The organism is Microbacterium sp. Cr-K20 (genome assembly GCF_000708325.1).
GTDB lineage: Bacteria > Actinomycetota > Actinomycetes > Actinomycetales > Microbacteriaceae > Microbacterium.
Genome location: NZ_JARE01000006.1, coordinates 19135 through 32588, shown reverse-complemented (window position 1 = coordinate 32588; position 13454 = coordinate 19135). Strand labels below are relative to the sequence as shown.

10 protein-coding genes are annotated in these 13454 nt (G+C 70.3%); 3 read left to right on the top strand and 7 right to left on the bottom strand.

Annotated elements, in window-relative coordinates; all coding sequences use genetic code 11:
* Positions 1–3: 3 nt before the first annotated feature.
* Positions 4–1128: a DUF6226 family protein gene (locus GZ67_RS20000; protein WP_051662271.1), complete on the top strand. Its 1125-nt coding sequence runs from the start codon at positions 4–6 to the stop codon at positions 1126–1128.
* Between the two features lie 27 nt (positions 1129–1155).
* Here GZ67_RS20000 and GZ67_RS0101680 read toward each other — a convergent pair whose 3' ends face one another.
* The 7 genes from GZ67_RS0101680 to GZ67_RS0101650 form a co-directional block, all read right to left on the bottom strand.
* A complete protein-coding gene (locus GZ67_RS0101680) occupies positions 1156–2613 on the bottom strand; it encodes a sodium/solute symporter (protein WP_029261301.1) in 1458 nt (485 codons plus the stop codon).
* Positions 2610–2984 (bottom strand): hypothetical protein, encoded by a 375-nt coding sequence (locus tag GZ67_RS0101675; RefSeq protein ID WP_029261300.1) that lies wholly within the window; start codon positions 2982–2984, stop codon positions 2610–2612. Before GZ67_RS0101675 ends, GZ67_RS0101680 begins: the two co-directional genes overlap by 4 nt.
* Entirely contained in the window at positions 2981–3721 is a 741-nt protein-coding gene (locus GZ67_RS0101670) for a LytR/AlgR family response regulator transcription factor (RefSeq protein WP_029261299.1), read from the bottom strand. Before GZ67_RS0101670 ends, GZ67_RS0101675 begins: the two co-directional genes overlap by 4 nt.
* A 5-nt stretch (positions 3722–3726) precedes the next feature.
* Entirely contained in the window at positions 3727–4908 is a 1182-nt protein-coding gene (locus GZ67_RS0101665) for a sensor histidine kinase (protein ID WP_029261298.1), read from the bottom strand.
* A 108-nt stretch (positions 4909–5016) separates the two neighbouring features.
* On the bottom strand, positions 5017–5262 hold the full coding sequence (locus tag GZ67_RS20325) for a YbdD/YjiX family protein (RefSeq protein WP_029261297.1): 246 nt from the start codon (positions 5260–5262) through the stop codon (positions 5017–5019).
* Position 5263: 1 nt separating this feature from the next.
* Complete coding sequence (locus GZ67_RS0101655; RefSeq protein ID WP_029261296.1) at positions 5264–7516, bottom strand: carbon starvation CstA family protein; 2253 nt, start codon at positions 7514–7516, stop codon at positions 5264–5266.
* 178 nt (positions 7517–7694) lie between these two features.
* On the bottom strand, positions 7695–10877 hold the full coding sequence (locus tag GZ67_RS0101650; protein ID WP_051662270.1) for a S8 family peptidase: 3183 nt from the start codon (positions 10875–10877) through the stop codon (positions 7695–7697).
* Between the two features lie 188 nt (positions 10878–11065).
* Between GZ67_RS0101650 and GZ67_RS0101645 the strand changes: the two genes are divergently transcribed.
* Together GZ67_RS0101645 and GZ67_RS0101640 are read left to right on the top strand one after the other, a co-directional pair.
* Positions 11066–11611 (top strand): ECF transporter S component, encoded by a 546-nt coding sequence (locus GZ67_RS0101645; RefSeq protein WP_029261294.1) that lies wholly within the window; start codon positions 11066–11068, stop codon positions 11609–11611.
* Positions 11612–11721: 110 nt separating this feature from the next.
* A complete protein-coding gene (locus GZ67_RS0101640) occupies positions 11722–13440 on the top strand; it encodes an ABC transporter ATP-binding protein (RefSeq protein WP_029261293.1) in 1719 nt (572 codons plus the stop codon).
* The last annotated feature ends 14 nt before the right edge of the window (positions 13441–13454 follow it).

Genomic DNA, 13454 nt, shown 5'->3' with positions numbered 1-13454 from the left:
CCGATGTCGACGTCAGACATCTTCCCCGGGGCGCCCGCGCCGATGCCGGACGCCATGGCATCCGCCATGGTGATCTGGCCGAGTCCCGAGCTGGTCGCGCCTCCGCGATTCGTGGAGGGCTTCGAGCTCTTCGAGGCCTTCGCGCGCGAGGCCGGCACCGACCCCGCCGTCCTCGCCGCCGACCTCGGCGCCCTCTGGGACTTCGTGGCCGCGCATCCCGAGCTCCTCGACGCTCCCGAGACGACGAAGGCGGCGGAACGGTTCCTGGGGAACGCGATCGCCGTGGCGCATCCGGCGGCGAGGTGGCGCTTCACGAGCGAACCCGAGGTGGGCACCTCGACGATCTCGGTCCCGGTCGCCGGCCTGCTGAGGGGGATCACCGAGCACCCGGAACAGCGCGAGCCGTTCCGGGAGATGCTCGCGTCCTGGCCGCAGGCCGACCGCGACGCCGAGGAGCTCGACGCCCTGCGGCGCGAAGAGGTGGACATCGAATTCGTCGTCGCCCCGGTGCCGTTCACGCGCCCGGTGCTCGCGATCCCGGAGTTCGTCGACGAGTCCGGCCGTGTCATCCACTACGGATCCCGCTGGGCCGGTGGCTCGCCTCCGGAAGACGCCTACTCACGGGTGACCCATCCGGAACGGTTCGCCCCGGTGATAGGCGTCGTCGATGCCCTGGTCGACCACCTCGAGACCTGGTACGACGTCGATGTCGACCGACGGTCCGACGATTCGGGGACACGCATCTGGCACCTGCGCCCCACCACAGGGGCGCAGATCACCCTCACCGGGACGGCCGAATCCGTCTTCATCCAGTCCGGAGCCCTGACCCGGGAATACGCGCCCAGTTGCACCTGCGATGCCTGCGACGAGACCGCCGAGAGTGTCGCCGACCAGCTCGAGGAGACCCTGCTCGCGATCGCCGCCGGAGGACTGCGGGAGGTCTTCCCCGTCGGGCAGCGACGCTGGCTGCATACCGAGCTGCGCACCCCTGACGGGGGCGGACGGTCGGGCGGCGGCGAACCCGACCCGTCTTTCCCGGCCGAGGAGCTGGACGATGCCGAAGACCTCCTCGCGCGTCTCCCTGACGGCTGGTGGCCGGCCTGGACGCTGCGGTCCGTCCAGCCCTGACTCCCGGTCCTGACTCAGCCCACTGACTCAGCCGCGCTCCGGGGTGTGCACCCGCGCGAGGAAGCGTTCCGTGCGCGGCGACGGCCCCCGCGGGTCGAGGAGCGAGACCACGACCGTCACCGCCGTGGCGAGCGGGATGGTCCAGGCGGCCGGCTGCGCGAGGTAGGGCGCGGCGACCCCTACTCCCCCGACCGCCGCGTGCACGAGCAGCGCGAGCCCCGCGGCCAGCCCGCCGGACACCATCCCGGCCACGGCCCCTCGAGCGGTGAGCCCACGCCACCACACGCCGAGCAGCACCACCGGCGACAGCGTCGAGGCCGCCACCACGAACACCACGCCGACGCTCGATCCGAGCCCCGCCGGCGCCGTGAGCAGCGCGATCACGAGCGGCACCAGGGCGCAGAGCACCGCCGACAGGCGGAACGAGCGCACCGAGCCCGAGAACACGTCCTGGCTGATCACCCCCGCGAGCGACACGACGAGTCCGGCCGAGGTCGCCAGGAACGCGGCGAACGCTCCGGCGACGATCAGCGCGGTCAGCAGCTCCCCGAGCATTCCGGGGAAGACCCGCGAGGGCAGCAGCAGCACCACCGTGTCCGCCACACCCGGCACGGCGAGGTCGGGAGCGGCGATGCGGGCCAGCAGCCCCATCGTGCTCGACACCGCATAGAACGCGCTCACCATGCCGATCACGATCACCGTCGTGCGACGAGCGGACACCCCGGTCGGGCTCGTGTAGAACCGCACCAGCACGTGCGGCAGGCCCATCGTGCCCAGCAGCAGTGCCAGCAGGAGGGAGGCCGTCTCGTACACGTCGAAGCCGGAGGGACCGGCCTCGACGGGGAACACGAGCGCCGGATCGAAGTCGTGCGGCCCCCCGCTCAGGGCGAAGGCGATGAAGACCACGGGCACGAGGAGAGCGGTGAGCTTGAGCCAGTACTGGAACGCCTGCACGTAGGTGATCGCCCGCATACCGCCCGCCGCGACCGCCGCCGCCACGAGCACCGCGACGGTCACCGCCCCCACCCACTCCGGCAGACCGGCGACGACGAGCAGGGTGAGCCCGGCGCCGTGCAGCTGCGGCACGATGTACAGCCAGCCGATGACGAGCACCGCGATGCTGGTCACCCGCCGTGCAGAAGTCGATTCCAGCCGCGCCTCGATGAAGTCGGGGATCGTGTACGCGCCGCTGCGCCGGAGCGGGGCGGCGACGAATGCGAGCACCAGCAGGTAGCCGGCGGCATAGCCGATCGGGAACCAGAAGCCGCGGGCACCGTCGAGCAGCACCAGGCCCGACAGCCCGAGGAACGTGCCGGCGGACAGATACTCGCCGCTGATCGCCGACGCGTTCCACACCGGTCGCACCGTGCGCGAGGCGACGAAGAAGTCGCCCGTCGTGCGCGAGATGCGCAGTCCGTAGACGCCGATCAGCAGCGTCGCGACGATGACCAGCGCGACCCCGATGAGGTCGAGCACCGCGTTCATTCGCGGTCCCGCAGCGCCCGGTACCGGCGCTCGTTGCGGCCGGCCGTGCGCACGTAGAGCACCGCGAAGACGACGATGATCGGGTAGAACGCGTACGCCTGCAGCAGCCACGACAGCGGCAGGCCCCACACCAGGATCCGCCCGATCTCGGGGATGAGCGCGATCGCCAGGGTCAGTGCGACGACCACGACCACGAACCCGGCGACGGTCCCCAGCGCGAGGCGAAGCTGGCTGCGCATCAGGGCCCGCGCGTAGACGGCATCCGCCTCGTCCACGGGGGCACCGGGCAGTGCGATGCCGCGGGTCAGGGGCACCGGGCGCCGGTCGGGGAGGTCGGCGGTGACGCGGACCCGCTTCGGTTTCTCGGTCATCCCGCGCCCTCGCCGCGCACCAACGCCTCGCGCACGGCCGGCACCATCCTCCGACTCACCGGAAGCGAGAGTCCACCGATCGAGACGGCGGCATCCGCGCCGGAGAGCCGAGCCTCGGTCACGGCGGAGATGCGCACAAGCGACGAGCGGTGGATGCGCAGGAACCCGACATCCGTCCACCGCGTCTCGAGCTCGGAGATCGGGATGCGCACCAGATGCCCCGCGCCGTCGCTGGTGTGCAGCCGGGAGTAGTCGCCCTGCGCCTGCACCCAGGTCACGTCGCTGCGCCGCACGAACCGCACCGCGGAGCCGACCGTGACCGGCAGCATCTCGTCGTCGCCGGATGCCCCGGTGTCGCCGAGCTCGACCACGCGGTCGACCGCCTGACGCAGCCGCGCGGTCCGCACGGGCTTGAGCAGGTAATCCGCGGCTCGCAGCTCGAACGCCTCCACCGCCTTGGCGTCGTCGGCCGTGACGAACACGACCGCCGGCGGCACGGCGAGAGTCATCAGCGCCCGCGCGAGGTCGGTGCCGCTGAGCCCCGGCATGTGGATGTCGAGGAACGCGATCCGCACCGCGCGCTCGGACATCAGCCGCAGCGCCTCGGCACCCGACGACGCCGTGAGGATCTGCCCGATGCGCGGATCGGTGCGCAACAGATGCACGAGCTCGTCCAGCGCGGGGCTCTCGTCGTCGGCGACGAGGACGTCGACCGGGGGTGCACTGTTCGTCGGCATCGTCGTCACTCGGTGTCCGGATCGTGCTGCGGCTGAGATTTCGGGACCCGCATGCGCACCAGGGTACCCGCGCCGGTGTTCGTCTCGACCACCAGACCGCCGTCCGCACCGTAGAGCTGACGGAGCCGGGTGTCGACGTTGCGGAGGCCGACGTGCACGCCGTCGTCGCTCGCGGTGAGCGTGGCGCGCAGGGCCTCGGGATCCATTCCCACACCGTCGTCCTCGACCGTGATCTCGGTGTGCGTGCCGTCGTCGCGTGAGGCGATGCGGATCTCTCCGCCGCCCTCACCCGGTTCGAGTCCGTGGCGCACCGCGTTCTCGACGAGCGGCTGCACCGAGAGGAAGGGGATGACCGTCGCGAGGGTCTCCGGCGCGATCTGCAGCGTCACCCGCAGCCGATCCCCGAAGCGGGCGCGCTCCAGTTCGAGGTAGGAGTGGATGCTGCCCAGTTCCTCGGCGAGCGTGGTGAACTCCCCCTGTCGCCGGAACGAGTAGCGCGTGAAATCGGCGAACTCGAGCACCAGCTCGCGGGCACGCTCGGGGTCGGTGAGGATGAACGAGGCGATCGCCGTGAGGGCGTTGTAGATGAAGTGCGGGGAGATCTGCGCTCGCAGCGATCGCAGCTCCGCCTCGGCGAGCTGGGTCCGCGACGAGTCGAGCACCCCGAGTTCGACCTGCGCGGCGCACCAGTCGGCGACCTCTTCGGCGGCCCGCACGAGCGCTGCCCCGACGGGTGCCGCGAACGCGACGACGACGCCGACCACGCGGCCGTCGACGCGGATCGGCGCCCCGACGGCCTCGAGGTCGTCGTCGCGCCCCGACGCGGGGAACACCTGTCGACGCCCGGAGGCCCGGACCTGCGCCGCGATACGGACCGCCGCCGACTCCAGCCCGTCGGACGAGCCGTCGAACGAGACGGTGTCATCGGCGCTGACGATCGCCACGGCGGCGCTGCCGAGCAGCACCCGCAGGTGGCGCGCGGCCTTGACGACATCGGGGGCGGCGAGACCGGCGCGCAGGTGCGGAGCGGCGAGACTCGCCTGGTGCAACGCGGTGAGCGCCGCCTGCTCCGCATCGCTGCCGAGGTCGGCCGCCCCGCGCGCGAGACGGCGAGCGAGCAGCAGCAGCAGCGTCAGGACGACGCCGCCGAGCACGCCGAGCACTGCGGCGAGAACGACGTCGGTCATGGGATCAGCCTACGGAGCCGTGCACAACTCCTCAGAAACAAGGTCATCCGGTGCTGATCCGGACGCTCCTGGGACGAATCGCCGCAGATCTGAGGAGTTGTGTACGCGTCAGCAGCAGCGGGCACCGGGGTTGCGGTCCTGGTCGTCCATCCGCTCCCGCCAGAACTGCCGCTCGGTCAGCGGATCCTCGTCGGGGTGCACGCGGCGCTGATGGGCGACATAGGTCGCATAGGCGCTGTCGCCCATCAGGTTCGTCATGTACCAGCGGATGCCGCGGCCCACCCGCCCCACGGCGCCCAGCAGGATCCGCAGGAGGGTGGTCGCGGCATCCGTCCGACTCATGGTGTCGGCCATCTCAGTGGGACGACGCCTTGCGCTCGTCGGCGAGGATCGGCTCCCACTGCTTCTCGAGCTCGCGTTCCGCGCTGCTCGGCAGGAACCCGGCCGGAGCGAAGCGGCGCGAGGCGACCGGCTCGTCTTCGGTGTTCTCGCCGCCGCCGTTGCGGATGGCCTTGACCGTGACGATCACGGCGGTGACCATCACGACGATCGCGAGCGTGACGAAGATGATCGACAGGGTGCCCTGCACGGCCGTGTTGCGGATGACCGCGTCGAGAACCGCCGGCTCACCGAGCGCGGTGTCACCGGAGTCGCGGGCCGCCACGTACTTGAAGTGGTTCGCCCAGTAGCCGATGGCGGGGACCGGGGAGAGGATCTTGTAGAGCGACGCCGTGATGGTCACGACCGCGGTGAACGCGAGCGGCAGCGCGATGATCCACAGCCACTTGAAGTAACTCCGGCCGCGCTTGGCGACGATGGCCAGCACCACGGCGAGCGCGATCGCGGCGAGCAGCTGGTTGGCGATGCCGAACAGCGGGAAGAAGGTGTTGATGCCGCCGAGCGGGTCGGTGACACCGAGGATGAGGATCGCACCCCAGCCGGCCACCATGATCGCCGTGCAGATCCAGACGCCGGGGCGCCACGAGACGTCGCGGAACTTGGGGAACCAGGCGCCGATCGAGTCCTGCAGCATGAAGCGGGCGACGCGGGTGCCGGCATCCACCGCGGTGAGGATGAACAGCGCCTCGAACATGATCGCGAAGTGGTACCAGAACGCCATGAGCGCCTGACCGCCGAGGGCCTGCTGCATGATGTGCGCGAGGCCGAGGGCGAGCGTCGGAGCCCCACCGGTGCGCGAGACGATCGACTCCTCGCCGACCGCCGCTGCCGTGCCGGTGAGCATCTCGGGCGTGAGGTTCACCCCCGTCAGGCCCAGCGAGTTCACGAAGGCGACGGCCCCTTCGACCGTGCCGCCCGTCGCCGAGGCCGGCGCGTTCATCGCGAAGTAGATGCCCTGGTCGATCGAGATCGCGGCGACGAGGGCCATGATCGCGACGAACGACTCCATGAGCATGCCGCCGTAGCCGATGAAGCGGGTCTGGCGCTCCTTCTCGATGAGCTTCGGTGTGGTTCCGGACGCGATCAGCGCATGGAACCCCGAAAGCGCACCGCAGGCGATCGTGACGAACAGGAACGGGAAGAGCGGACCGGCGAACACCGGACCCATGCCGTTCTCGCCGAAGATGCTGACCGCGGGAACCGTGATCTCGGGGCGCACCAGGACGATGGCTCCGGCGAGCATGACGATCACGCCGATCTTCATGAAGGTCGACAGATAGTCGCGGGGAGCGAGCAGCAGCCAGACCGGGAGCACGGCGGCGATGAAACCGTAGATGATGATGCCCCACGCGATGGTGGTGCGGTCGAGGTGGAAGATCGCCTGACCCCACTCGGTGCCCGCGACCCAGCCGCCGCCGATGATGGCGGCCATCAGCAGCGCGAAGCCGATGATCGAGACCTCGGTGACCTTGCCAGGGCGCAGGTAGCGCAGGTAGACGCCCATGAAGAGCGCGATCGGGATGGTCATGGCGACCGAGAAGACACCCCAGGGGCTTTCGCCGAGCGCGTTGACGACGACGAGCGCGAGGATCGCGACGATGATCAGCATGATCAGCAGCGAGGCGATGATCGCGGCGGTGCCACCGATCTTGCCGAGCTCCTGGCGGGCCATCTGGCCGATCGTGCGGCCGCCGCGGCGCATCGAGAAGAAGAGGACCGTGTAGTCCTGCACGGCACCGGCGAGCACGACACCGACGATGATCCAGATGGTGCCGGGCAGGTAGCCCATCTGCGCGGCGAGCACCGGGCCGACGAGCGGTCCGGCGCCGGCGATGGCGGCGAAGTGGTGGCCGTAGAGCACGCGCCGGTCGGTGGGGACGTAGTCCTTGCCGTCCTGGCGGACCTCGGCGGGGGTGGCCCGGCGGTCATCGGGCCGCGTGATGTACTTCTCGATCACCTTCGAGTAGAACCGGTAGCCGATCAGATACGTGCAGACCGCGGCGAACACGAACCAGATCGCGTTGACGGTCTCGCCACGCACGATCGCGAGCATGGTCCAGGCCACAGCACCCAGCAGGGCGATCGCCGCCCAGAGGATGATCTTCGGCAGGGTCCAGCGGTTCGCCTTCTCGTGATGCTCCTCGGTGAGGGCGACGGAGGGGAGTTTCGGGTCGGTGACGATGACGGGTTCGGTGCCCGGTGCGGTCATGGGAGTCTCCTCGGGATACGCGACATTGCGTTCCCCCACGTTAGGAAGACGCGGAGACCGGAGGCCTTGGTGGGAGCGGATGCTGCGACGAGCGGCGCCGATCACGCGATGAACGGATGCCCGTGCGCGCACACAGCGCCCCGCGGAAGGGAGACCGCGGGGCGCTGTGCTGTGGGGGCTACTCCGGCTTCGGCGTCTCCGGGGCCTCCGTCTCCGGTGCCGGGGTCTCCGGGGCCGGGGTCGGTGCCGGAGTCGGTGCGGGAGTCTCCGGGGCCTTCGTCTCGGGTGCCGGAGTCTCCGGCGCATCCGTCGGCGGCGCCTGCTTCGCGGCGTCCGGCGTCGTCACCGTGACGACGGTGCGGACGGCCGAGTCACCGTACTGGACGAGTCCGAGATAGCGGGCGCCGGCGGTCAGGCCGGTCCAGCTGAGGTCGTAGCTCGTCTTCTCACCGCGGACCGCGGCGATCGGATTCGGCGTCGCGGTGAACGCCCCGTCGCCGGCGGGCTGCACGTTGGCGTAGGACATGTCCCACGTCATCGGCCCCGTCGTCGCGTACACGTTCGCCACCACCAGATAGGTGCCGGCGGTCGGTGCCGGCACCGTGACCTGCTCGTCCGCCGAGCCGGTCGCCGACTGCCAGTTCTCGTAATACCGCAGGTCGTCCGGGCTCACCACGCGGTACACGGTGAGGTCGAGGTCGCTGCCGTCGTCGTCCGACGAGTCGAGGTCGAACCGGGAGAGCGTCGTGCCCTCCGGGACGTCCACGATCCAGGCGACGTCCTTGTTCGCATCACCCGAGTTCTCATCGCCCGAGTGCCCCTCGACCGGGTTGTCCGGGTCGGTCAGGAGCTCGTAGGCGGTGAGGCCCGAGAGGTTCAGAGCCAGATCGCCGTCGAGACCGGGGGTGATCTCCACGGACGTGCTGCCGTCGACGCCGGTGCCGGTGACCTCGGCCGGAGCGTCCGCCGTGACCGGGAACACCGCGATCGGCGAACGCACCGAGTTCTTCGCGCTCTTCCAGGTGAGCGAACCGGTCGCCCACTCCTCGACCGGCGCGCTCTTGTTGTCGAACGTGACGGTGAAGGTCTTGGTCTGCCCCGGCCTGTCGAACTTCAACTGCTGCGGGGTGACCTTGACGTTCACGCCGGGGACGGAGGCCTTCGCGGTGAAGGTGCCCTTCTCGGTCGAGGTGACCGTGCGGGTGACGGTCTGCGCGCTGGCCAGCGAGCCGATCGAGATCGAGGCCTGGTTCAGGTCGCTGCCGTCGATGGGCTCGATCCCCGGGAAGTCCGACAAGCCCTTCCCGTCGAGGAACGCCGCCCAGTCCTTGACCCCGTTGAGGTACAGCAGGCCGGGGTTCAGGTACCGCTTCGGGTCGACCTGACCGGCCCCCTGCTCGAACGGGTCGGTGTTCTTCGAACCGTCGGGGAGCACGGTGTCGTACGCGGTGGTCATCATCGCCGAGCGGATCTCCGCCGGCGTCGCCTTCGGGTGCTCACCGAGGTACAGCGCTCCGAGGCCGGCCACGTGCGGCGAGGCCATCGAAGTGCCGGAGAGGATGCCGAAGGTCGGCTCCTCGTCGGGTCCGTTGTTCGTCGCCGCGAGGATCGCGACGCCGGGGGCCGCGACATCCGGCTTCAGCACATCACTGCCGTCGGCCAGCATCGGCCCGCGGCTCGAGAAGCCCGCGATCTGCGGCGTCGGGGTGGTCACGCCCGTGGTGTTCTCCCCGACGAGGGTGATCGGACGGTCGACCCCGCCCTGGACGTACGCCAGCACGGCGGCGCGATGTACGGCGTTCAGGTGAACCGTCGGCACGGCGTGGAAGTCGTTGTCGAGCGAGTCCGCGCCACCCGGCACGTTCACGAGGACCATGCCGATGCCCCCGGCATCCTTCACGACCTGCGACTTCTCGGCGCGTGCGTTGCCGCCGCGGTCGCAGACCACGATGCGCCCTGTGACCTTCGCGGGGTCGAGGGTGCCCGGCAGGCAGAGCTGCGGGTCGACCGCTCCTGCCGCGGCGGCATCCACCGCGGCGATCGACGGGCCGGTGACGCTCTCACCGAACGGCACGCTCACCGAGGCTCCGGCCTGCTCGAACCCGTCGAACTGCACGGTGCCCTCCCAGGTCGGGATGGTCGATGCGGCGACGGTCGTGTACCACGGCGAGGCGTGGTCGGCCGTGACCGGGTCGGGGCCGTCGTTGCCGGCACTCGTCGCGACGAAGACACCCGCGGCCGCGGCGTTGAAGAACGCGAGGTCCTCCGGCGACAGCACGGTGCTCGCCGCCCCTCCGCCGATGGAGTAGTTGATCACGTCGACGCCGTCGGCGACCGCCTGGTCGATCGCGGCGACGAGGTCGCTCAGCGCGCAGATGTCGTCGGTGGTGACGGTCGTGTCCGGCCCGACGTAGCAGGCCTTGTAGGCCGCGACCTTCGCACCGGGTGCGACGCCCGAGACCGTCCCGAAGTCGACGCCCTCGATGGCGGCGTCGACCTTGAAGTTACCCGCCGCGGTGCTCGCGGTGTGCGAGCCGTGGCCGTCGCCGTCACGCGGCGAGAGGTAGTCGTACTGGAAGTCGAATCCGGCGGCCTCGGCCCCGGCGTAGAAGTACTGTCCGCCGATGAGCTTCGAGGAGTAGTCGCTCGTGTCCCAGTCCTGGCCTTCGACCATCGCGGCCTGGAACTGCCCGCCGTCGGACTTGTCGAAGTACACGTTGGTGCCGTCGGTGTAGGGCTGGTTGCCCTTGTGTCGGCTCTGCTGCTTCTTCTGCTTCTTGATCTTCTTGCCCTCGAAGGACGGATGCTCTGGCGCGATGCCGGTGTCGATCACGCCGACCACGACGCCCTCGCCGGCCTTCTCGACGCCGCCGGTCTGCTGCCACACTCCGCCTCGCCCCTTGCGGTCGTCGCCGAGGCCGAGGAAGTCGGTGGACGTCTGCGCGTCGGGGTGCCGGACCTCGTCCGGGTACACGCCGAGGACATCCTTCGACGCACGCAGCGCATCGACCTGCTCACCGGAGAGGTCGGCGCTGAAACCGTTGAGCGCGACCTGATAGGTGTTGTCGGGCGTGACTCCGATGTCGCCGACCAGGTCGGTCTGCTGCGTCTGCAGGTGCTTGACGTACCGCTGCGAGTCCTGCGATTGCGTCTCGAGCTGCTCGCCCTCGGCGGGCTTCGTCGCCTTCAGGCCTTTGACGTCGCCCTCATAACTGGCGAGCGGATCGGACTTCATGACCACGATGTAGTGGCCGGGCGTGCCTGCGACCGGGACGGGATGCGTCACCTCCCCGGTCGCCGCGTAGCCGGTGGTTGCCGTCGATGCGATGAACAGAGTCGCCAGGGTGGTGGCTGCTGCCATCCGGAGGGGTGTTCGACCCATGTGGTGCTCCCGATGATCACGGTGCAACCGCGTTGCTGCACCGCGGCCAACATAGTCCCGCTCTTCGCCGCCGGAGAGAGAACTGGCCGATCGGCCAACCGGCCTTCGCCGATCGGCCAGGGTTATCCACGGCCTCCCTCCCGATAGGTCGACAGTAAGCTGGAGAGGTGGCCCGCACCCCCCTCCTGTCGACTCGAGTACTGCTCGTCTGCGCAGCGATCGGAGTGGCCACGGGCATCCTCGCGGGCATCGCCGGATGGGTGACTCCCGTGCTGCTGGCGAGCCCCCTCCTCTTCCTCTACGGACTCGTGCTCGGCTCGCACGTGCTGCCGGGGATCATCGCCCAGGAGGTGCTGCGGCTCCCGCTCGTCGCCCTGATCACGCACGTGTTCGCGGCGCTGATCGCGAGTGCCTTCAACCCGGCGTGGGCGCTGCGGTTCATCGGCACGGCCCTGCTGTTCGGCCTCATCCAGGAGGGCGTCGCCGCCCTCACCCGCTATCGCGCCTGGGGGCCGTGGCGCTTCTTCATCTCGGCCGCCGTGATCGGGGTCATCGTCGCGGTCGTCGTGTTCTTCGCCGCGCACCTGTCGGTCATGGCGCCGTGGGCGCAGATCCTGTACCTGGCGATCTCGGTGCTCGGCCCGATCGCGTGGACCGCAGTGGGGCTCGCGATCGGCTCGGCGCTGCGCCGGGCCGGAGTCGCTCGGCACTGACCCCTCGGCACCGGTCGCCTGGGCGCCGGTCGCCCCGTGCCGGTCGATGGCGGATCAGGTAAGGCTCAGCTAAGTTAGACGGGTACGATCCGTCGACCCGGGACTCCGCCGTGCGCCCATCTGCGCCCCTGCTGAGCGTGCGTGAGCTCTCGCTCACCCACGCCGATGCCGCGCACCCCTCGCCGCGCGACGTGACGTTCGACATCGGCCCCGGCGAGGTCGTCCTCCTGCTCGGACCCTCCGGATCCGGCAAGTCGACGCTCACGCTCGCCCTCAACGGCCTGATCCCGCATGCCCTGCCGGCGACCATGGTCGGCACCGTCGAGGCCGGCGGAATCGACACCGCCGCCGCGCAGCCCGCCGCTCTGAGCACGCACGTCGCGATGGTGTTCCAGGACCCGGACTCGCAGATCGTCACCGGCACCGTCTACGACGAAGTCGCGTTCGGCCCGGAGAATCTCCTGCTCGCACTCGACGTCGTGCGGGGTCGCGTCGAAGCGGCGCTGCGCCGGGTCGGGCTCTGGGATCGGCGGGACGAGAACCCGGACCACCTGTCCGGCGGCGGACGGCAGCGGCTCGCGATCGCCTGCGCCCTCGCGATGGATTCGCCGCTGATCGTGCTCGACGAGCCGACCGCCAACCTCGATCCGCAGGGCATCGACGACGTCTATGCGGCGCTGGCGGATGTGGTCGCCGCCGGAGACCGCGCGATCCTCCTCGTCGAGCACAACCTCGACGCGGCGATGGACTTCGTGACGCGCACGATCGTGCTCGACCGCGACGGCAGGGTCGTGTTCGACGGGCCGGCGGGCGAGATCATCCGCGCGCATGCCGACGAGCTCGTCGGCATGGGTGTCTGGCTGCCGGCAGCGACGCTGGCCGCGCTCCGGCTGCGGGATCAGGGCCTCTCGTTCGATCCGCTGCCGCTGACTCCGGATGAGCTCGCCGCAGGGCTTGATCGGAAGGGCGTTTCAGCTGGCTCGACTGGCTCGGCTGGCTCGACTGGCTCGGCTGGCTCGGCTGGCGATGAGGGCAGCGACGCGAAACGCGCGGACGCCAGCCGACCCGAGCCGATCATCCGCGCCCGCGGGTTGACCGTGCGGCGCCGGCGGACCGAGATCCTGCACAGGATCGACCTCGACCTCGAGCCCGGAAGCCTCACCGCGATCGTCGGCGCGAACGGTGCCGGCAAGACGACACTGATCCAGGCTCTCGCGGGCGTCGTACCACCCCCGCGGGGTCAGGTGTCGGTCGACGGCATCGATCCGGGCACGGCCTCACCTCGCGACCTCGCCGCGCGCATCGGATTCGTGTTCCAGAACCCCGAGCACCAGTTCATCGCGCACACGGTCTTCGACGAGCTGGCGCATGGGTTGCGGCTGCGGCACGTGCCGGACGCGGAGATCGCCGCGCGCGTCGAGGAGATGCTCGCGCGGTTCGGCCTCGAGCACAAGGCGGACGTGCACCCGTTCCTCCTGTCAGGAGGCGAGAAGCGACGGCTCTCGGTGGGGACGGCTCTGATCACGCGGCCGCGCGTCCTCGCGCTGGACGAGCCGACCTTCGGGCAGGACCGCGCACGGGCGGCCGAGCTCCTCGCCCTCCTGCAGAATCTCCGTGCCGAGGGCACGACGATCGTGATCGTCACGCACGACCTGCAGCTCGTCGCAGAGCACAGCACGCACGTCGTGCTCCTCGCCGGCGGGCAGGTGCGGGCGGCGGGCGCCACCGCAGCGCTGTTCCGCGACCAGCAGCTGTTCGCCGACGCCGGGCTCCGCATGCCCGCGCTGCAGCGCGTGCTGGCATCCGCGGGACTCGAGGTGACCCGGTGAGCGCCGACGTCACG